Raw genomic sequence first — 19,687 nt, forward strand, 5'->3', positions numbered from 1 at the left:
TGGCGTTTGCTGCCGGCGTCCCATTCGCGGCACGCTCGGAGAGCGCCGCCGCTACACTCCGACATCGCTAATTGACCGGCCCCTGCGGGAAGTTCATATTCTGTGGTTCGAGATTGAGCGCGCCGAAGGCCTGTTCGTACTGCGAAAGGTTTTGCCCCAGCACGTTCCAGAGGGCCTTCGCTTGTTGCGGACTGAGAAAGATGGCTTGGTGGTTGCGGATTGTGACCTGGTCGGGGCTTTCGCTTGAGGCAAGGCCGAAGACCAGCGAGAAGTCCCACACGCTTACGCGCACCTGCACGCTGTTGGCGTAGGACTCGCGGTAGTCCGGAGTCTGAACGACATTCATCTGGGGCTGTTGCGGAGTTGGGCTCATAGTTTCTTCAGATTAACCTGTCCGGGCGGTTATCCGCGTCGTCGGGTCCTGCCATGCGGTCTCGACGAGGAAGATCGCAACGGACAAGCTGAGGAGTGGACCGGCGGCGCTGAAGACCGCCCTGGTCGCATTTCCTCCCGCATCGTCATAGGCTCCCATGGCAAGGGCAGCCAGCGCCGCGCAAGTCGACCCAATTACCCATGCCCTGGGCAGGTACCCCAGCCGCCATATCCCTAACGGAAACAGCCAGGCAAATGTATAGATGAACTCCCGGGCGATGAGACACCGATAAAGACCCGGCAGATAGAGAAAGCTGGAACCAGACCTGGCCCATCGCGAAGCGGCGAAGCTCAAGGGAGAATACGGATTCGGGCCCATAGACATCAGGAACTTCAACGCAACGAATCCAAACAGCGGAATTGCTGCTATCCATGCCAGTTGCGATCGTCGTACTGCACCACGCCGAGAAACTGCAAGCCACCAGCCGAATGCAAGCACGAACGAAAGAGGAACGAAAGTCTCCTTCGCAAGCGTACCCAGAATGCCCAATACCGGCAGAAGCCACCAGCGCTCTGTCAGCAATGCCCAGACAATCGCCATGAGCAGACAGTTGACGGCGGAGTCCACCATCCCTGAGAGATTAAAGTTCGAGACCGCGAAGTCCGCAAGGTAAATGAACGCGGCCAGCATGGCTGTGGCATTGTCACCGACGACCCGATAACCGACAACGACCAACAGGGATGCGCTGGTTGCGATGAGGAAAGAGTTGACTACCAGGAGCGCAAAGAAAACAGGATTCCAAGTGTGGAGGTGATGGTTAACTATCCAATAGATTGGTTTTGCCAGGTACGGGACAAGCACTCGGTGCGATTCGTCACCGGCATCCGTGCCGCCGAGCACGATCGAGTAATATCCTTCGGAATCCGTAACTCCGGGAGCGCTTCGCGGGTCGTAGCGATTGAGGGTGGGGTATCCCAGGCCTATACAAATGAGGAAGAACAGCGCCCAGAGTGTGACTCGATGCCTGAGCGCAGGGCCCACAATATATCTCCTTCAGGACTTGCGGTTTTGTTTTTTGGAACACAGTTGAGGCACAAATATCGATCAGAAACCATCACCAATCCAGCCTAAATCGGCTGCGAGTTTCGCCTCCGGTGACTTGCCGGTTCTTTATTTTCTCACCTTCAGCAACTCGGGCAGACGCAGCAAAGTATGGTGCTGCACTCCGTACCTGGTGTACTGCAGCACGTAACTATCAGCCACATCCACGACGACGTTTGAAGATGGAATCGGACTGAGCGCTGCGAAGAGGATCAGGTTCCACACCGCGGTGAGGATCATGGCACGCTGCGCGCTCACGGCCAGAAGCAGGATTGCCGGGGTGAGAAAGTTCAGATAAACAGGATCGGTGATCATCACCAGCACAAAAAACAGCGACCCCGGAACTATCCAGAGCGCCAGTGCCCTAACTCTCCAATCCGCGCGCTCACGAATGGCCTTGCTGACAGCGAATCCCAGAACTGGCCAGACGGCGGCGAGGCTGGAGAGCGGTCTCCGGGTCTCGTCGACGGCTGGCCCATTCGATGTTCAAACCTCCTCGGCATTGACGCCGTCCAGTTCGGTGCCCACCGGTGTGGCGGCAGGCTGGCCGGCTTATCTTCTCGCCATTCCGTTCTATTCCGGCTGTTCGATTGAAAAGAAAGTATCCAGGGAACTGGATTAGGTATGTCTTTTCGACGATCACCTGGACATTGCCAGGCCCGTAGGCAAAGTACACGGTTCCGCGGCAAAGCATCCGGGTAGTCAGAGTGAAGATCGCAAGTATCGCGGGAAAGAGGATGTTGTCGCGCCGATTGTAAGGGAAGCCTGTTTGAATAACTCGCTGCCTCTCTCCACCGGTTGGCGGATCGTTCATGGTGCGAAAGGAGGGACTCGAACCCTCATGGGTTTCCCCGCCAGATCCTAAGTCTGGTGCGTCTGCCAATTCCGCCACTTTCGCACTAGAGCCAATTTAACACCGACGGCACTTTGGAATGAAGGTGGTGGTTGGGGCTGACGCGAAGCGCCGCCCACTCATTTCAGTCCGTAAAACAAAGCGCAATTACCGCCCAGGATCTGATCCTGCTGGGTAAGGTCGAGTTGCCGGATGTAGTCGTTCACGATGTCAATAGTCTCGGCATAGGTTGCGGATAAAGTGCACACCGGCCAGTCCGAGCCGACCATCAGTCGCTGCGCGCCGAAGGCTTCGAAGACCACGTCGAGATAGGGCCGAAAGTCTTCAGGTTTCCAGCGCTTCCAGCGCGCTTCAGTCACCATGCCCGACAGCTTGCAGCAGACGTTTTCATGTTGTGCCAGTTCTCGAATGTCGCTGCCCCAGGGTTCCACCAGGCCATCAGCGATTCCCGGTTTGGCGATGTGATCGAGCACAAAGCGCTGCTGCGGAAACTGCTGCACCAGCTTCACGGCGACAGGCAGATGGCGCGGATAGAGAAGCAGATCGTAGGTGAGACCGTAGTCGGCGAGACGAGCGATGCCGCGCTGAAAATCTCTGCGCAGCATGAATTCATCGTCGGGCTCCGCCTGCACCACGTGACGAACACCGACTAGCCGTGGATGATTCGCAAGCGTTTCCAACTGTGTCGGAAGGTCGGGAGAGCAGAGATCCACCCAACCCACAACACCCCTGATCGATTCGCTCTTCTCAGCGAGCGAGAGCAACCACTGCGTCTCCTCGATCGTCTGGCAGGCCTGCACGGCAATGGAGCCCTCAAACCCGCTCGCGGCAAGCAGCGGCTGTAGGTCCGCGGGAAGGAAGTCACATTGCAACGCCGCCATATCGCCATTGATCCAGTCGTATGCTGCGGCGCTGTATTTCCAGAAGTGCTGATGTGCGTCGATTCTCATCGTTCCATCTCGCAGACACCGATCCAGAGCCATGCTAACCCGTGCGGTCAGACCGGTATAGTGCTGATATGCACCTCTTTTTCCGGCGCACTCTCACCGCCTCACTTTCCCTCTTTCCTTTGATCGCCGCAGCTCAAGGTCCCAGGAGCACGATAACGCTCGATGAGTACCTGAACACGACCGAGGTTACTGCAACCAGCCTTTCGCCCGACGCGTCAGCCGCCGTCATTGCCACGGAAACGCCGGACTGGAAGGCCAGCGTTTATCGCCATGATCTCTGGCTGTGGACCGCGCAGGGTGGCTTAAAACCGCTTACGCATTCCGGCACGGACGAGCGGCCGCGTTGGAGTCCCGACGGAAAGTGGATCGCGTTTGTGTCGGACCGAGCTCCAGCCGGTTCTGAAGATGGCGACGCGGATGGCGACAATGCGAAATCGAGCCGGATATGGTTGATTCCCGCATCAGGTGGCGAGGCATTACCGCTCTACGCCGAAAAGCTCGATGTGCACGCATTTGCATGGGCCCCCGACAGCACGGCCATTTATTTCTCGGCTACGTCTCCGCTAACGCACGTCCAGGAAGACGATAGGAAAGACGAGTGGAAGGATGTTGTGCGTTGGCGCGAGCAGTATCGCGGCGACGTTTTGCTGAAGGTCGATGTAGCTCCAGCTCTGGCGCGGGCGGTTGCGGTGCCTCTTGCTACAGAAGTTCCCAAGGCAGCGAAAGCCAGCGCGGAACCTTCCTCGAAACTCGCACAAGGTGCAAAGGCAGTTGCGAAGGTCGATCTGGCGATCAGCGAGATTGCGCCTTCGCCAGATGGCAAGGAGGTTGCCTTCCTCACCGAACCAATCCACAAGCGGATTGAGAATCCTGCGGACTACGAGATTTTTCTGGTCGGAGTGGCGGGTGGCAGCACGCGACAGGTGACACACAACCAGGCCGTTGAGTCTAATCTTCGCTGGTCATCGGACGGGCACTGGATTCATTTTGCCGTGAATGCCGCAGCAGGTTCGCTGGAGGGGAAATATCGCGATGTGCAGGGGCGGCTTTACCGGCTCGATCCGGCTTCAGGCAAAACCGAGCGGCTTGGCGCATCGTTCGACGGGTCGCTTGACCAATACACGCTGCTGTCAGATGGACGCGAACTTGCTCTTGGGCTGACGGGCACGGAGACGCAGGTTTATCTGGTCGAGGGAGAGAAGGCGACCAAGCTGCCGGGAATCGCGGGAAGCTATGCCGGGCTCGAACCGGCGCATGCGGCCGATGCGCTTCTCGTGAGGCACTCGACCGTAAACGATCCGACGCAGGTTTATCTTGTCGCCGATCCGCTGCACCCTGACAAGCTGAAGAAGCTCTCAGACTTCAATCCGGTATTTGCCGAAAGGGCGCAGCCTGAATGGGAGCCCTACACTTGGAAGTCCGATGACGGTCAGACGGTGGAGGGCATGCTGATTTTTCCGCCGGGCAAGAAGGGCGCGAAACACCTGCGCATGTTCACGCTGATCCACGGTGGACCGGCGGATGCGGATGGCAACCGGTTTGGCGCGGACTGGTATGACTGTGCAACTTTTGCGGCGGACAACGGATGGCTCGTATTTCGGCCGAACTACCGCGGGTCGTCTGGTTATGGTGACGAGTTCATGCTGCAGATCGAGCCGCATCTAGTGTCGAAGCCGGGACGGGATATTCTGACCGGCGTGGACGCTCTGGTGAAGGACGGCTATGCGGATCCGGATCATCTCGCGATCGGCGGGTACAGCTATGGGGGCTACATGACCAACTGGCTGATTACGCAGACCACGCGGTTCAAGTCTGCCGTAACGGGCGCAGGCGCGGTGGAGCACGCGGCGAACTGGGGAAACGACGACGAGACGTGGGACGACGCATGGTACCTGGGCGGGCGGCCGTGGGAGAACCCAACCCTCTACCAGGAAGAGGCGGCACTGTTTCTCTTCGACAAAGTGAAAACGCCTGTGCACCTGGTGCAGGGCGGCGCGGATGTTCGCGTCAGTTTCCTGGAGGGCGAAACGATGGAACGGGCGCTTGATTCGCTGGGGATTCCGCACGCGTTCCTCGTGTTTCCGGGCGAGGGCCACGGGCTCGGCAAGAACCCATGGCATGGCTACATCAAGCTGCGCGAGGAACTGAAGTGGCTGGAGAAGTACGATCACCCGTAAAGAATCTCTAGTTGGTGAAAGATAGCGCATCAGCTTTGCCACCCCGCGCGTCCAACGATTGTGCTGAAGCCACCCGCTTTTTGGCGCATCCTATCCCTGTAGGCAAGAATGAATCCAGTTGTTGAACAAGCTCGGCGCGCAGCGTTTCAGCAGACTTTGCTGAGCGCGCGCCGCACCATGCTGATGAGCGAGATCCTGAAGCTCGCCATCGACAGCTTTCGCGCCAGCAAGTTGCGCTTTGCGCTGACGGCGCTGGGCATGGTGATCGGGACGGCGTCGGTGATCCTGGTTGTGACCATCGGCCTGACGGGGCGGCAGTTCATTCTGAATGAGATCCAGAAGATCGGCACTAACGAAGTCGAGGTCGAGTACTCGGGCGGCGGCGCTGTCGGAGTTGAGAAGGTGCAGTACAACGACTTCCTGACGCGGGACGACGAGAAGACAGTGCTGACGCAGGTGCCGAGCGTGGTGGCGTCGTCGCCAGTGCTGGAGTCGCATGACCACATCAGCTTTGGCAGCGGGGTGGTGAAGGACACGCTGGTTCTGGGGGTAAGCCCGCAATACAGGGACGTGCGCAACCTCATTGTGCTCTCCGGGCGTTTCTTCGACGATCAGGATGAGACGGCGCACCTGATGTGCGCAGTGGTCACGGTGCCGTTTGCACACGACATGTTTGGCAGTGAGGATGCGGCGATCGGTAAGGAGTTTTCCATTCAGGGAATCCCGTTCACGATCGTCGGCATCTTCAAGGAGAGCGTGGATACGTTTGGCGAGACGGAGATAGCCGACGAAACCGTCCTGATTCCTTTCTCGGTTGCGCGATATATTACCGGAACCGACAACGTGAAGCAGCTCTACTTCACGATTCGCAGCATGGACGAAGTTCCGGACGCGACGCGCGAAATTCAGCGTGTGATTCAATCGCGGCACAAACCGAATTCGGTTTACAAAACATTCGATCTGCGCGAGCTGCTTTCGATGGCCAACCGTATTGCGCTTGCGCTGACGGCGGTGCTGGTGCTGGTAGCGGCGGTGACGCTCGCGGTAGGCGGCGTGGGCATTATGAACATCATGCTGGCCAACGTGCGGGCCCGCATTCGGGAGATTGGAATTCGCAAGGCACTGGGCGCAACGTATCGCGAGATCAAGCTACAGTTTCTGGCCGAGGCGGTGATCATTTCGCTGGCCGGCGGGCTGGTCGGGTGCTTTGTGGGACTCGCCGTTCCGTTATCGATTCGCTTGTTCTCCGATTACTCCCTGCCAATTTCGATGTGGTCGGTAGTGATTGCACTGGCCGCGGCGACAGTGGTGGGCGTGGTGTTCGGCACGGTGCCCGCTACACGCGCGGCACAAATGGATCCGGTAGAGGCGCTGAAGTATGAGTGAAGCGCACGGGCCGGAGCAGCAACCGGATCCAACGGATGAAGAGCCGTCGGGACCAAACCTCAAAGTGGCTTACGGCCTGATCGCGATCGCACTGTTTGCGGCAATCTGCATCGCGCTGTTGATTGTGCTGCCGTTCTATCATCGGCGCTGACGCCATCGGTTCGGTGCACAATTCAGTTTCTCTGACCGTTTTTGCCCACGGGTTCGCCCTCGATGACAGGTCCTTCGGGCTTGACCTCGAAGCGCTTCGACTTGCGATACACGTTGGCAACCGCCATCGTCCAGAGGGGGACGAAATCGACCCCGGGAATGAGCTTGCCGAAAAATGATGGCAGAAATTCCCAATGCCAGCCGAGCAGGAAGCTCATCGCCCCCGCCATACCGAGATCGAGGAGGTCATCCGCGGGGGAAGCGGCGCCCTCGATGAACATGGGAAACACGGCAACCTGAAAAAGGTCCGCAACGATCGCCAGCGCGAACGCGGCCCGCATCCGCGTTCGCGGAGAGATCATGATCGTACTTGTGCTCAAATCCATTCCAATCTGCAACGCAATATGTTCTCCCTTTCAACATAGACGTTCATCCAAGTGGCTGGGTTCCCGATTGCCGCGAAACAAATGATCTTCAGGAGGAACAAAGGTGCAGGCAGGCGTTGGATCAGCCGTACTATGATCGTCGCTGGCATCGTCGCTGGGGATGCTCAACTCAATTCTCGCATCGAGGTGATTCATGAAAACGCAATTTGAAAAGGCCGCCATCTTTCAGACTCTGCACGAACGCAAGCAGACATTCGTGATTGGCAACCCGTGGGACGCGGGATCAGCGCGCATCCTGACCAGTTTGAAGTACGAAGCGCTGTCGACAACAAGCGCCGGGCTTGCGTTTTCGCTGGGACGCAAGGACGGCACGGCAGCGGTGAGCCGGGCCGAGGCGCTCGCGAATGCGAAGAGCATTGTAGAGGCGACGAATTTGCCGGTTGCCGCGGATCTTGAGAACGGGTATGGACATGCGCCTGCAGATGCGGCAGAGACGATCCGGCTGGCGGCGGAGGTTGGACTCGTGGGCGGCTCGATTGAGGACGCGACGGGTGATGCGGCGAATCCGATTTATGACTTCGATCATGCGGTGGAGCGGATTGCTGCGGCGTCGGAGACCGCGAAGGCATTGCCATTTCCTTTCATGCTGGTGGCGCGGGCGGAGAACTATCTGCACGGGCGGCCTGATCTGGATGACACGATCCGGCGGCTGCAGGCCTTTGAGAAAGCCGGGGCCGCGGTTCTATATGCGCCGGGGCTGACGCTGCCGGAGGACATTCGGACGGTGTGCTCGTCGGTGACGAAGCCGGTGAATGTGCTGATGGGGATGAAGGGAACTCCCCGGTTGACGGTGAAGGATCTCGCCGAGTTAGGCGTGCGTCGCATCAGCATCGGGTCGGGGTTCAGCCGGGCAGCGCTGACGGCGTTTCTGCATGCGGCGCGCGAGGTGGTTGACGAAGGCACGTTCGGATTTGCGGACGAGACGCTGTACATTTCGGATCTGACGGCGATGTTTGGTTGAGGAAGAACTGCGGGAGACCGGGGTACCCTCGTATACCTGCATCTGGAAATACTTCTTTTTCATCAGGTTACAGCGGCATAAATATACCAGACTCATCAAATCTGGTATGCTGCCAGTGCGGGTCACTCGGGCAATCCGGCCCGCTGGAGCGGGAGCACGCGACCTCTCAAAAGGGGGTCGCGTATGATTAGCGCACCTCAAAGTAGGCCACTTAATCGTCGCCTGAAGGATCCGAGAATGGGAACGTCCGCCGTACCAAATACGAGTCCTCTGTTGGCTCTATTCAAAGAGCAGTTAGAGGCAGAATGTTCTGAAATAGCGACAAAATATACTCTCGCTAAGCGAGGGGACTGGCTGATCTATTGGTATTTCATGCGCCTAAATAATCTAACCGAAGAAGAGATAGACGGAATCTTTTGCGACGGGTCGGGAGATTTGGGGATTGATGCAATTTGGATTGATGACGCAGATTTGGTCCACTTCTATCAGTTCAAAAACCCTGAAAGCCCTTCTAATGGATTCCCAGGTGGAGACGTTGATAAGACAATTTCCGGGTTGAGGTTGATCCTAAATCGAAAGCATCAAGAGATTGCCAACGCCGAATTAAAGGCTCGTGTTGAGGAGATATATCAGAATGTCGCCAAGGGATATCGGGTCCATTTCATAAGCAGCGGAGGAGGATTAGAGATCGATTCCAAAACGAAATTGGATTCGCTAATTAACGAATTAGCTGGTCCTTCTGCGAGCATCATAGAGTGGGATGAGCAGCCCCTGCATAGTCTTCAGGAGATGTTTTATCAACAGAATCTTCCTTCGGTAAAAGAACCAATTCGCCTCAATGCACCGCGTCCCCCGTACACGGTGCGGTCAGGTGTTGCGGACTGCTACCTGTTCCACGTCGAAGGGAAAGTTTTAGCAGGTCTTTATCAGCAGCATGGAGAAGGGCTTCTACAGCGAAACATTCGCGTTGGGCAGGGTGAAACGTCCACGAATAAAGCTATTGAAGCAACATGCATTGGCTCGGATTCCGCAAACTTTCTACACTTCAACAATGGGGTTACCTTCCTATGTGCGAATGCGACTTTTGATTCTTTTTTGCAAGTTTTGACATTGGAAAAGGCGCAAGTTGTGAATGGTGGACAGACTATACGAGCCTTACATCGGGCAATGTCTAACGCAGCCTTAAAAAACGATGTGTTCGTTCCGGCGAGAGTTATCACTTCTAGCGGGGATAAGGACTTCGCAAACAACGTTGCTGTGAATCAGAATAATCAAAACCCCATGGGCAGTTCATTCCTTCGGTCTAACGATCAGCGCGTCGTTCAATTGGACTATGCGCTTGCTGCATTGGGGTGGTACTTGGAGCGGAGAGAGGGGGAGCTAAAGAATTCAACCCCCGAAGAAAAGGCGGCAATTGAAACCCGCATAGGCCGAACTCTTGAAGGTAGAGTTATCACTCTCAAGGAAGGTGCTCAAGCGTATACAGCAACGTTTTACGGACAGCCAGAGGTGGCGAAGAAAAATCCAGCTCGGATCTTCGCGTCAGTGACCGATGGCGGTCACTACGAACGAATTTTCTCACCCGACATGACGGCAGAGAAAGTCATTATCGCTTGGGAAATCAAGGCTGTAGTAGATGATTTTGTGCGCAGATTCTCATCTATGCGCAGAAAACTACAGGCTTCGGACGACTCGATTGCAGCCTACGAGGGTGTTTTAGGGAAGTCTCTGACTGATGGGTACAAGGACATAATTCATCAGGTGTTGCCGCAATGTTCACTATTTCTCTGCGGGATTCTATATAAAGACCTCGTTGATTTTAAGAAGATGGATCCCATCAAGATTCCTGAAGAACTCAAGGTAAATGGACAGCAAATTATCCAACATTTACTTAGTCACATTTTGAATTACGCAAAGAACAATAAGGACAAAGCGAACAAGAGTTGGCCAGTTCTTTTGAAGAGCAACGCATTCTTCAATTATGTGTGCGCTTATCTGCAAGGAGTAAGTGCTGCCGGAGGATCCCCCGATGGGACAAAGTAGGGAAAATGAATTCGATAACTTTTCAGCACTGGTTTCCCGTATTATCTCAGTGCCTAAAATAGAAATACTTCGCCGCGAAGCGGAGTATAAGAAACAGTCTGAAGCCAATCCCAATCGCAGGGGGAGAAAGCGAAAGTCTAAACCTTCCGCTTCCCTCGGTTCTGACGCTGAGCCTCGCGCTTAGTTAGCTTCCGGTTCTTTCGCCTCCTTCCCCGTTAGCTCTGCATAGGTAAGTTTCTTCCCTACGATTTGCATAACCGCAAGCGTGAAACGGTCAGCATCGGTTAACGGGTTATCGCGAGTAGCGCGGTTGTTAAAACGAAATACTTGCTCATCAAGGTAAGCGTGCAAATGAAACGGTTCCACGGCAACGTAAGTACCGCGCAACGTCCGCTTCAAGAGGGACCAGAAGTTCTCAATCCCTTGCGTATGAACCTGCCCGCGAACGTACTCGTGCGAATGATTGATGACCTCGTGAACGAATTGCTTTTCGAGTCCGGTGTATCCGCCATGCTCATCTGTGTAGACCTTGGCGAACGGCGTCACATTGTCGAGGATCATCCCTTGCAACGTCTCACGCTTGAGGTTCGGGAGCACTTGCACGCGAACCTGACGATAGTGACGGTCAAGGATCCCTTGCACGGCAGTCTTGCCGACAAAGCCAGCCTTGAGTCCATCGCGGGCCTGTATACGAGCCTTGCGATCCTTGTGCATCTTTTGCGGGTTCGGTCCAATGTAAACTTCGTCGCCTTCAACGGGTCCACCGAAACCAAACTTGTGAGTCCGCTCATCACGCAGAGCCAAACGGCAACGATGAAGCATATGCCATGCCGACTTTTGGGTGACGCCGACAGCCTTTTGAATCTCATAACTGGAGACACCGTTCTTGCAGTTCGCCAGCATCCACATGACGATCAGCCACTTGTCTACAGGCAATGCAGAGTCTTCCATGATCGTGCCAATCTTGATAGAAAACTGCGACTTGGGATGGCGAGTCTTGCACTGCCAAACCCGACGCGCAGGAACGTGAGAAACGTCATCCCGGCCACAAGTAGGGCACTTGACCTTGCCGTCCGGCCAGCGCTGCTCAACCAAGAAACTAATGCAGTTATCTTGATTCTCGAAGAATCGAATTGCCTCGGTGAGTGTCTTGGGCGTGTCCATGACTAAACAGTACAGGAGATTACCTGATGAGTCAAGTATATTCTTGCCGTTACAGCGATTGCCTGCCGCCAAATTATTCTGTCGATTCGACTTAGCCGCAGATAATTCTCAGCAAAGGACTTAAAGCCGTGGGATTTCCCAGTTCACAGTTTCGCACACCTTTGTTTTCGATTCGAAGAGCTGCGTGGGTTATGTGATTGATAGAAAAATACATAAGGTCAAAACTGGGGGCGTATTCTGGTCGATTTTGACACATTTTGGCGCCGATTAAGGGCTTAGTGGACGTTCGAACTGTGAGACTGTGAAGGCGACTTCGTGCAGGGGCATCGATCTCCCTGATCCAACCGGGACAACTTGATTGTGCGCCGCGGAGTGGAAATTATCTGCAAATTGGCGGAATTTTCTATTTCTTTTGTTTTGTTGGTTTTGGTGGCGAATCCGGGATTGGAGGGGGTTGACACAGAAATGGGGATTTGCGGATTCGCAGTGGTCAAAAGCCAGACATGAGGCACGGACGAGTTTGGATAGGTTCTGCGAATCGTCGGGATCAGTTGCCGCGGTTTATCTCGATGATGAACTAATTCCGGCTTGCGTGACCAGAGTGCTCACGATGCCTGAGTCCCGATGATCTGCAACAACGCTCCCTAACAATCCAAAGTATTGAGGAGACCGGTCTTCGGGACGGACAGCTCGCGGTACTTCGGAGTTCAGCCTGCATGATCGAGTATTTCGAGCCCGTTGCGAAATGGATAAAATCACATTGAATTTCCATGCCAAAAACTGAAGTGGAGGATGAATGGCCGGACCCGTTAGCTGGCTTGAGAAGGTTCTAAAGCCCGATTCCGAGAAGATCGCCGCATCCTTTGGGTGGCTGGAGAAGTTTCTGGCGCCGGAGTCGGACAGAGCAGAGCGGCGGCTTGTGGAACAGTTTGCGGCATATCGATGGAACGGTTCGGAGCTGACACAGGACCTGGTCAGGGATATCAGTTCGACGGGCCTGTATCTTTTGACACAGGAACGCTGGCAGTCCGACACAGTTCTCGCGCTCACCCTGCAACGGGACGGATCGCTGGAATTAGACCGGGCGCGCCGGATCACCACGCAGGCGAAAGTTGTGCGGTGTGGAACGGATGGTGTGGGACTCACGTTCCTTTGGTCGAAAGATGATCCGGAGTCACGCCGATGGGAGACCCTGCTTGAGTCGTTGATCGACCAGACGAAGCCGGGGGACATGCTAAGCCTCGTGCGGATGGTCGAAGCCTTCGCGTTCTTAGGTCGAATCTGTTCCGAAGGAGCTGAAGAAATCGGAGAGTGGGTTCGCACCAGGGCAAGCAGTCCTAAGGTTCTGAACGCTGTGTCAATTGCATTGAAGGCAGAGAGTCTGCTGGGGCACGGCCTCCCGAGTAACACAGCACGTGTCAATCCGCTTGTTGCAGTGCGCATTCTTGAAGTCGGATCCGGGACGGAGGAGGATTGGCTGCATGGTTTCTGGGCTGGCCTGTTGGTTACCTCCATGTCGCCGGATGGAAGAGAAACGACGAATCTGGAGTTTGTTGAATTGTTCAGCCAGCTCACTTCTATTCTTATCCGCATCTTCACAGTTGTATGTACGCGAGCAACCAAGGTCCTTTCGGATTCAGGGGAAGTCTGCGCGAAACCGTTGGCATGCAATCTCGAGGAACTGGTTGCCACTGTAGGATCGCGAGGCACGCAGATCGAGCGCGACCTCGAAGCTCTGTGTGGATTGCAACTAATCGAGAGAAGAGGCGCCACTGCCTCAGCTCTGAGGACGAGTAACGAAACCTACATCACGCCAACGAGTCTCGGTTTGCAATTGTTCGCGCTCTGCAATGGGCAGAGTGGATCCTTGCGAGATTTTTATTTCTAGCCCGGACATTGCGAATTCGATATAGCGACCGCGCCGCCCCTCCGGGGCCGCATTATTTTCAATGACCGGTTTCCCAGGGCTGCCCCTTCGCCTTCGCTCCGGGCTGCCATGGGCCATTCTCACTTCGTCTCTCCGGGACGAGGAGCGGTGGCATTTCCACGCACTCATGCGCAAAGAGAGAAGTTCAAGAAGACCTGGCACCTTGGATTGGTGGCTTCCCATTTCCCAAAATCGGGACATGGAGCACCCAGCTTCGTCCGTTCATCCAGAGTGCGTAATAGCGTCACAACGTGACGATGCGAAAAAAACGAACGGGGTCAATTCCATTCGATAACATCTAGCGGAGGACTCTGCGCCGCACCTTCCCCTTTCCAAGCTCGCCTGGCGCTTCGGTTCCCTACTCTGCTAACGGTCTTGACGCTAAGGAGAAGCATGAAATTTTTGAGCCGTGTGTTGTTGGTTGCCGCATCGATGGTCTTGATTGGCGCCTGTGTTGAGGCGCAGGTGGACGAGAAGCTTTTCTCAGACATGAAATGGCGGGAGATCGGGCCGATGCGAGCGGGCCGAACGCGTGCACTGGCGGGAGTGCCGAGCGAGCCGGCAACGTTCTACCTGGGCGCGGTGAATGGCGGCGTGTGGAAGACCACGGATGCAGGCGCGACGTGGCACAGCGTGTGGGACAAGGAGTCGAGCGGATCGATCGGTTCGATCGCGGTCTCACTAAGCGACCCCAACACGATCTACGCGGGCAGCGGCGAGGGATTGCAGCGGCCGGATCTTTCGACGGGCGACGGCGTGTACAAATCAACCGATGCCGGCAAGACGTGGACGCATCTCGAAGGGCTGCGCGACGGACAGCAGATCGGGCAGGTCGCGATTGATCCCAGGGATGCGAATCGCGTGTTTGTCGCGGTCGAAGGGCATCCGTTTGGACCGAATGAAGAGCGCGGCCTCTATCGGACCGATGACGGCGGCAAGACGTTCAAGCGCGTTCTGTTTGTGAGCAACAAGACAGGCGCGTCGGAGGTGCAGATCGATCCCACGAATCCGCAGATTGTGTTTGCGGGGATGTGGCAGCGCCAGGAAGCTCCGTGGGAAAACGGCTCATTTGGCGGCGGAGAAGGCGGGCTCTATCGCTCCACCGATGGCGGCGACACGTGGAAGAAGCTGACCGGCAACGGACTGCCAGATGAAATTCTGCAACTGCAGATGACGATTTCGCCGAGCAATCCGAAGAAAATTTATGCGGAGATCGGGCCAGTGAAGGGTGCGGTTGGGCTCTTTCGTTCAGACGATGGCGGCGATCACTGGGTGCATGCGCCGGAAGACGACACACGCCCGGAGGAGCGCATTGGCGGCGGGGATGTGCCGGTGCCGTTGGTCGATCCCAAAGATCCCGACACGGTGTACGTGGCAAGCATCGTGAGTTGGAAGTCGACCGATGCGGGCAAGACGTGGAAGGCATTCCGTGGGTCGCCAGGCGGAGACGATTATCAAAACGTCTGGGTGAATCCGAACAACACAAAAATCGTTGCGCTCGCGAGCGACCAGGGCGTGGTGATTTCGCAGAACGGCGGCGAGAGCTGGGCCGAGTGGTACAACCAGGGGACTGCGCAGATGTATCACGCGACGACAGACAATGCGTTTCCCTATCGCGTGTGCGGCGGGCAGCAGGATTCGGGATCGGCGTGCGTGCCCACCAGGAGCAATGACGGGCGCATCACGTTTCACGACTGGCATCCGGTGGGAATCGAGGAGTACGGATATGCCGCGCCCGATCCGCTGGATCCGGATATTGTGTATGGCGGCAAAGTGTCGCGGTACGACAGAAGGACGGGGCAGATCCAGGATGTTGAGCCGAAGCCGCTGCGGAGTTATCGCGCGCTGCGGACGGAGCCGCTGATGTTTTCGCCCGTCGATCCACACAAGCTGTACTTTGCGACCAACACGCTGTGGTTGACGGAGGACGGCGGGAAGAACTGGAAGGAAGTGAGTCCGGATTTGTCGCGCGAGACATGGGAACTTCCAGCGGTGTTGGACAACTACAAGGACGCGCCGGCGGCGAAGGTGACTCGGCGGGGTGTGATTTATGCGCTGGGGTTGTCGCCGTTGGATGGCAATCGGCTATGGGCGGGAACCGATGATGGGCTGATCTGGACGACCGGAGATGCGGGCGCGCACTGGACGAATGTGACGCCGCCGGCAATGAAACCGTTCTGGAAGGTGTTCAACATGGATGCCGGACACTTCGACGCGCAGACGGCGTATGCGGCGGTGAATACGATGCGGCTGGACGATATGCGGCCGCATTTGTTCCGCACGCACGATGGCGGCAAGAACTGGACGGAGATTGTGAACGGCATTCCGGAGGGAGCGGCGACGAGTGCAATTCGCGAAGATCCGAAGCGCAAGGGATTGCTGTATGCGGGATCGGAGACGCAGGTGTATGTGTCGTTCGACGATGGCGATCACTGGCAGTCATTGCGGCTGAATATGCCGGCGAGTTCGGTGCGCGATCTTGAAATGAAAGGCGATGACCTGATCGCCGCTACGCATGGGCGCGGCTACGTGATTCTCGATGACGTGACGCCTCTGCGACAGATTGCAGCGGCAACAGCGAGCGAAGATGCGCATTTGTACGCGCCGCGGACAGCGATGCGCATTCGAAACGATATGAATCCGCCGACGCCGTGGCCCGCGGATTTTCCGTCAACCAAAAATCCGCCCAATGGAGCGGTGATTGACTACTACCTCGGCGCGAGTGCGTCGGGAGTGGTGACGCTAGAGATTGCGGACGACAAAGGACAGACGATTGCAAAATTCAACTCGAATGATCCAGTGCCGGCGACGGACCCGCGGTATCCCGATCCGCCAGTATGGGAGCGGAAGCCGCGCGCGCTGTCGGCTGCGCCTGGACAGCATCGGTTCCTGTGGGACATGCAATATCCGCAGGTGCCGGGGCTGTCGACGGGGCCCGACGACATGATGGCAACACCACACGATACGCCGCAGGTTTCTACCGCACCGTGGGTGATGCCCGGTGAGTACACGGTGAAGTTGACCGCGAATAGCAAGACGCAGACCGAGTTGCTGAAAATAGAGATGGATCCGCGGATAAAAACGCCGATGGCGGATCTCGAACAGCAATTCACCGTCGCGAAGCGGATGTACGACGACCTGATGAAGGCAACCGCTGCGATGCATGAGATCAGCGTGCTGCGTGAACAGCTGAAGGCGCGCAAAGGTCAGCCGGCTGTGGGTCAGGCTGGCCCGACGATTGACTCGAAGCTCGATGCGATCGCGGGGCCTGAGCATGGCGGGCGCGGATTCGGACGCGGGCCTGCGGGACCGGCGACGCTAGCGACGGTACGCACGCAACTGGCGCGGCTGGAGCACTCGATTGAAGCTGCGGATGCGGCTCCGACAGCAGCGCAGAACGAGGCGACCGGGATCGCGGAAAAGCCGCTCGATGGGCTGATTGAGCAATGGAAAAAAGTGAAGGCGTCGGACGTGAAGGCGCTGAACGTGGAGTTGAAGAAGCAACACCTGGCGTTGATCGATCTGGATACGCGGGAGTTGAATCGCAGCCATGAGGATGAGTTGGAGATGGGAGACGAGGAATAATCTCTCTCGAGAATTGCGACGAAAGCAGAATGGCCACCTTTTGAGGTGGCCATTCTGTGTCTGCGAGAGATGAAGTGAGGCGGTTTAGTGGTGCTTGCTGCTGTGGCCGCCGCCGGAGTGACCGCCTCCGGAATGGCCTCCACTGGAGTGGCCTCCGCCGCCGAAGTGGCTGCCGCCGCCACCGAAGTGTCCGCCGCCGCTGAAGTGGGGTGCTTTGGGAGCCTTATACCCGCCGCCTCCGCCGCCAAAGAAAGAGTGGCCTCCACCGCCATAGCTCGGCGCTTTGGGGGCTTTGTAGCCTCCGCCGCTACCGCCGTAGCTGTAGGCACTGGAGCCGTGGCCTCCACCGAAGGGGTGGAAACCGCCGCCGGATGGGGTGCGCGCGATGTTGGAACCTCCAAAGTTGCTGGAACCGCCGTAGGCGCGTGAACTGCCTGCGTATCCGCCGTTATAGCCATAGGAGCGGTTTCCGGAGCCAGCGCTGTAGCTGGGCGAACGATAGGCCTGTGTGTTGCTGCCTCCGAAGCCGGGACGCATGCCGTAATTCTGGAGCGGATGGCTGTAGAGGCCGGATGAGCCGTAGGACTCGCGGCCGCCGGATGCATATCCATTGGACTGGCGGGCTCCGCCGTAGCCTCCCTGCGCGTACTCCCTGGCGCTGCCGTATTGCTGCGGCCGTCCGGTAGCCTGGGGAATGCGATTGCCTTCGCCGTAAGCGTTACCAGACTGGCCGTAGCTGTTGTTGCGCCCGTAGGCGCTTCCATTTTGGCCGTAGCCGTTGCTGCGACCGTAGGTGCTTCCGTTTTGACCGTAGCGTTGACCGAATGTGTTGCCGGAGGACTGGTAGCCGTTGCCACGGCCGTAGGTGTTGCCGTTGCCTTGGAAACCGCGGCCGTATTCACCGCCGCGGTTGCCGAAGTTGCCCTGGTTACCGTATGCGCGCTGGCCGCCGTTGAAGGCGCGGGGCGTAGGGCTGGTTGCATGGGGGAAGTTGCCGCGATCGAGGCCGGAGCGGAAGGTATTGTGTTCCCAACCACCGCGGCCACCCCAGCCACCGCGACCGCGGTAGCCGGCCAGTTCGCCGTGTGCGCCCCAATAGCGGCCCCCGCCGTGGGCAAAGCCCCAGTCGCGCACCGAGCCACTATGCGTGTTCCAGAGGTCGCCGCCAAAGAAGATTGCGTGAGAGAGCCAGTCAAGTCCCCACCCGAGCCAACCAAAGGGGGTTGCAGAGAAGGCGTTCATGGCGATGCCGGGACCAAACTGGAGAAGTGCGTTGCCGATGAAGGAGCCGATGGCGCCGAGCGCATTGAAGCCGGGATAAGGATCGACCGGCTGGCCGTACGATTCCCATGGATTGTACTGGGGCACGTAGACGACCTGCGGTGTGGGCGGTGCGATTTCGATGTTGCCCTGATCCTGGATAACTTCCTGCTGCGGAGTGCTCTGGAGATTGCCGGCTGCCTGGGCGCGGTCGCGCATCACCTGGATGGTCTGCATCACGTCCTGCGGCTGGTTGTAGTAGGCGTTTCCGAGGTCAGTGGTCCACTGGAGGTTCTGCGCCATCTGGCCGATGACCTGGGGAAAAGCGGTAAGCGCCTTGATACTGGGATCCCACGTGGTCTGGGCGTTGGCACCGGCGGCGATCTGCTCAGGCGGTGCGCCTCCCTGCATGTGCAACCACTGGTCGGCGGCGGCCACCTGCGCCGGATAGGTAGAGGCCGCGAGGACCATGGAGACGAGATTATCGGGGTAAAGAGCGACGGGGGCGACCATCTGCTCGAGGCGGTCGGGACTGAGGGCCTGTGCCGGCTGATAGGGCTGGGCAAAGCCCTGGGTGGGATCGTTGTAGCTCTGCTGCTGGGGATAGCCCGGCTGCTGCTGGCCATAGGCAGGCGGCTGCTGGTACTGTGGCTGGCCGTATTGCGCATTGGGAGAGTATTGGCTGGCCGTGGTGCCGGGCTCGTCGGCGGGCCAATTGGGAATGAGGGAGGGCTGCTGCGCAACTGCACGTACACCAGCCAAACCAAGCCCGATGAGGGCCAATCTGGCGGTTGAGCGGCGGAACTCGAAGAATCGCGGCGCCGGCGGAGTGATGGAACTGATAGAAACGTTTGGAGGTAAGCCCGAGAGCGGAGTACGACGAGAGAGCGGGCGCAGAATACACAGATCGAATCGGGGTTTCATTATCCCTCACTGGATTCGTGCGAAGCGCCGCTCTGACTTGACAGCATTTGTCATCGCCGAATGCTCGTGTACCCCTGTTGTTGGTTTCCGACTCGGATTGAACCGCCGCACGGGTACCTAAGTAGCAACCCTGAGAGTATGGGTTAGTTTCGCGAATGTAACCGAATTGTTGAAATCGAAGCGAGGCTCAAGGGAAAGAGGATAGTGGACGCAGAGCATTGATCCCCGAAGGTAGAGTCGGGGCATAACTTCTTTGTTTCTCCAAAGGTGTGTGGTGCGGCGGTGTGACCGGGAGAAGACCGCAGTTCTCCAGCGAGGTGAAGAAAAAGTCACTTTGAGCAGGCTTTTCGCCTCCAATCATGTGGAACGAAAAATCCGCTCAAGGGA

General features: G+C 57.2%; 15 protein-coding genes and 1 tRNA gene. 8 read left to right on the top strand and 8 right to left on the bottom strand.

Going from position 1 to position 19,687, the window contains the following annotated elements:
* Positions 1-67 precede the first annotated feature (67 nt).
* The 3 genes from VK574_RS05060 to VK574_RS05070 all read right to left on the bottom strand — a co-directional run bounded on the left by VK574_RS05060 (position 68) and on the right by VK574_RS05070 (position 1,789).
* On the bottom strand, positions 68-373 hold the full coding sequence (locus VK574_RS05060; RefSeq protein ID WP_472798719.1) for a DUF3467 domain-containing protein: 306 nt from the start codon (positions 371-373) through the stop codon (positions 68-70).
* A gap of 12 nt (positions 374-385) precedes the next feature.
* The gene (locus VK574_RS05065) at positions 386-1,414 is read right to left on the bottom strand and encodes a hypothetical protein (protein WP_472798720.1); all 1,029 of its coding nucleotides are present in this window, start codon (positions 1,412-1,414) and stop codon (positions 386-388) included.
* A gap of 129 nt (positions 1,415-1,543) precedes the next feature.
* Positions 1,544-1,789: a hypothetical protein gene (locus VK574_RS05070; RefSeq protein ID WP_472798721.1), complete on the bottom strand. Its 246-nt coding sequence runs from the start codon at positions 1,787-1,789 to the stop codon at positions 1,544-1,546.
* A gap of 76 nt (positions 1,790-1,865) precedes the next feature.
* On the opposite strand from VK574_RS05070, the gene VK574_RS05075 reads away from it, so the two are divergent.
* Positions 1,866-2,096 (top strand): hypothetical protein, encoded by a 231-nt coding sequence (locus tag VK574_RS05075; protein ID WP_472798722.1) that lies wholly within the window; start codon positions 1,866-1,868, stop codon positions 2,094-2,096.
* 191 nt (positions 2,097-2,287) lie between these two features.
* Here the strand turns inward: VK574_RS05075 and VK574_RS05080 are convergent.
* Together VK574_RS05080 and VK574_RS05085 are read right to left on the bottom strand one after the other, a co-directional pair.
* Positions 2,288-2,372: transfer RNA gene (locus VK574_RS05080), tRNA-Leu, on the bottom strand.
* A gap of 74 nt (positions 2,373-2,446) precedes the next feature.
* On the bottom strand, positions 2,447-3,277 hold the full coding sequence (locus tag VK574_RS05085; protein ID WP_472798723.1) for an amidohydrolase family protein: 831 nt from the start codon (positions 3,275-3,277) through the stop codon (positions 2,447-2,449).
* Between the two features lie 68 nt (positions 3,278-3,345).
* On the opposite strand from VK574_RS05085, the gene VK574_RS05090 reads away from it, so the two are divergent.
* From VK574_RS05090 to VK574_RS05100, 3 genes are all read left to right on the top strand, one after another.
* Positions 3,346-5,454 carry a prolyl oligopeptidase family serine peptidase gene (locus VK574_RS05090; RefSeq protein WP_472798724.1) on the top strand — a complete coding sequence of 703 codons (2,109 nt, stop codon included), beginning with the start codon at positions 3,346-3,348 and terminating at the stop codon, positions 5,452-5,454.
* 108 nt (positions 5,455-5,562) lie between these two features.
* On the top strand, positions 5,563-6,840 hold the full coding sequence (locus VK574_RS05095) for an ABC transporter permease (RefSeq protein ID WP_472798725.1): 1,278 nt from the start codon (positions 5,563-5,565) through the stop codon (positions 6,838-6,840).
* Positions 6,833-6,991 (top strand): hypothetical protein, encoded by a 159-nt coding sequence (locus VK574_RS05100; RefSeq protein WP_472798726.1) that lies wholly within the window; start codon positions 6,833-6,835, stop codon positions 6,989-6,991. Before VK574_RS05095 ends, VK574_RS05100 begins: the two co-directional genes overlap by 8 nt.
* 22 nt (positions 6,992-7,013) lie before the next feature.
* Here VK574_RS05100 and VK574_RS05105 read toward each other — a convergent pair whose 3' ends face one another.
* Positions 7,014-7,376, bottom strand: a complete 363-nt coding sequence (locus tag VK574_RS05105) for a hypothetical protein (RefSeq protein WP_472798727.1) — start codon at positions 7,374-7,376, stop codon at positions 7,014-7,016.
* A gap of 193 nt (positions 7,377-7,569) precedes the next feature.
* Between VK574_RS05105 and VK574_RS05110 the strand changes: the two genes are divergently transcribed.
* Together VK574_RS05110 and VK574_RS05115 are read left to right on the top strand one after the other, a co-directional pair.
* Positions 7,570-8,397 (top strand): isocitrate lyase/PEP mutase family protein, encoded by an 828-nt coding sequence (locus tag VK574_RS05110; RefSeq protein WP_472798728.1) that lies wholly within the window; start codon positions 7,570-7,572, stop codon positions 8,395-8,397.
* Between the two features lie 237 nt (positions 8,398-8,634).
* Positions 8,635-10,440: an AIPR family protein gene (locus tag VK574_RS05115; RefSeq protein WP_472798729.1), complete on the top strand. Its 1,806-nt coding sequence runs from the start codon at positions 8,635-8,637 to the stop codon at positions 10,438-10,440.
* Between the two features lie 180 nt (positions 10,441-10,620).
* On the opposite strand, the gene VK574_RS05120 is transcribed toward VK574_RS05115, so the two are convergent.
* On the bottom strand, positions 10,621-11,604 hold the full coding sequence (locus tag VK574_RS05120; protein WP_472798730.1) for an IS1595 family transposase: 984 nt from the start codon (positions 11,602-11,604) through the stop codon (positions 10,621-10,623).
* Between the two features lie 796 nt (positions 11,605-12,400).
* Between VK574_RS05120 and VK574_RS05125 the strand changes: the two genes are divergently transcribed.
* The gene (locus VK574_RS05125) at positions 12,401-13,492 is read left to right on the top strand and encodes a PilZ domain-containing protein (protein ID WP_472798731.1); all 1,092 of its coding nucleotides are present in this window, start codon (positions 12,401-12,403) and stop codon (positions 13,490-13,492) included.
* Positions 13,493-13,924: 432 nt separating this feature from the next.
* Positions 13,925-17,116 carry a WD40/YVTN/BNR-like repeat-containing protein gene (locus VK574_RS05130; RefSeq protein WP_472798732.1) on the top strand — a complete coding sequence of 1,064 codons (3,192 nt, stop codon included), beginning with the start codon at positions 13,925-13,927 and terminating at the stop codon, positions 17,114-17,116.
* An 84-nt stretch (positions 17,117-17,200) separates the two neighbouring features.
* On the opposite strand, the gene VK574_RS05135 is transcribed toward VK574_RS05130, so the two are convergent.
* Entirely contained in the window at positions 17,201-19,300 is a 2,100-nt protein-coding gene (locus tag VK574_RS05135) for a DUF3300 domain-containing protein (RefSeq protein WP_472798733.1), read from the bottom strand.
* Positions 19,301-19,687 lie beyond the last annotated feature (387 nt).

This window comes from Occallatibacter sp., assembly GCF_035317045.1.
Lineage (GTDB): Bacteria > Acidobacteriota > Terriglobia > Terriglobales > Acidobacteriaceae > Telmatobacter.

Excerpts from the sequence above, each read along its gene's own strand:
- VK574_RS05060 (WP_472798719.1), bottom strand. The coding sequence starts at position 373 with ATGAGCCCAACTCCGCAACAGCCCCAGATGAATGTCGTTCAGACTCCG.
- VK574_RS05070 (WP_472798721.1), bottom strand. The coding sequence starts at position 1,789 with ATGATCACCGATCCTGTTTATCTGAACTTTCTCACCCCGGCAATCCTG.
- VK574_RS05075 (WP_472798722.1), top strand. The coding sequence starts at position 1,866 with ATGGCCTTGCTGACAGCGAATCCCAGAACTGGCCAGACGGCGGCGAGG.
- VK574_RS05085 (WP_472798723.1), bottom strand. The coding sequence starts at position 3,277 with ATGAGAATCGACGCACATCAGCACTTCTGGAAATACAGCGCCGCAGCA.
- VK574_RS05090 (WP_472798724.1), top strand. The coding sequence starts at position 3,346 with ATGCACCTCTTTTTCCGGCGCACTCTCACCGCCTCACTTTCCCTCTTT.
- VK574_RS05095 (WP_472798725.1), top strand. The coding sequence starts at position 5,563 with ATGAATCCAGTTGTTGAACAAGCTCGGCGCGCAGCGTTTCAGCAGACT.
- VK574_RS05100 (WP_472798726.1), top strand. The coding sequence starts at position 6,833 with ATGAGTGAAGCGCACGGGCCGGAGCAGCAACCGGATCCAACGGATGAA.
- VK574_RS05105 (WP_472798727.1), bottom strand. The coding sequence starts at position 7,376 with ATGGATTTGAGCACAAGTACGATCATGATCTCTCCGCGAACGCGGATG.
- VK574_RS05110 (WP_472798728.1), top strand. The coding sequence starts at position 7,570 with ATGAAAACGCAATTTGAAAAGGCCGCCATCTTTCAGACTCTGCACGAA.
- VK574_RS05115 (WP_472798729.1), top strand. The coding sequence starts at position 8,635 with ATGGGAACGTCCGCCGTACCAAATACGAGTCCTCTGTTGGCTCTATTC.
- VK574_RS05120 (WP_472798730.1), bottom strand. The coding sequence starts at position 11,604 with ATGGACACGCCCAAGACACTCACCGAGGCAATTCGATTCTTCGAGAAT.
- VK574_RS05125 (WP_472798731.1), top strand. The coding sequence starts at position 12,401 with ATGGCCGGACCCGTTAGCTGGCTTGAGAAGGTTCTAAAGCCCGATTCC.
- VK574_RS05130 (WP_472798732.1), top strand. The coding sequence starts at position 13,925 with ATGAAATTTTTGAGCCGTGTGTTGTTGGTTGCCGCATCGATGGTCTTG.
- VK574_RS05135 (WP_472798733.1), bottom strand. The coding sequence starts at position 19,300 with ATGAAACCCCGATTCGATCTGTGTATTCTGCGCCCGCTCTCTCGTCGT.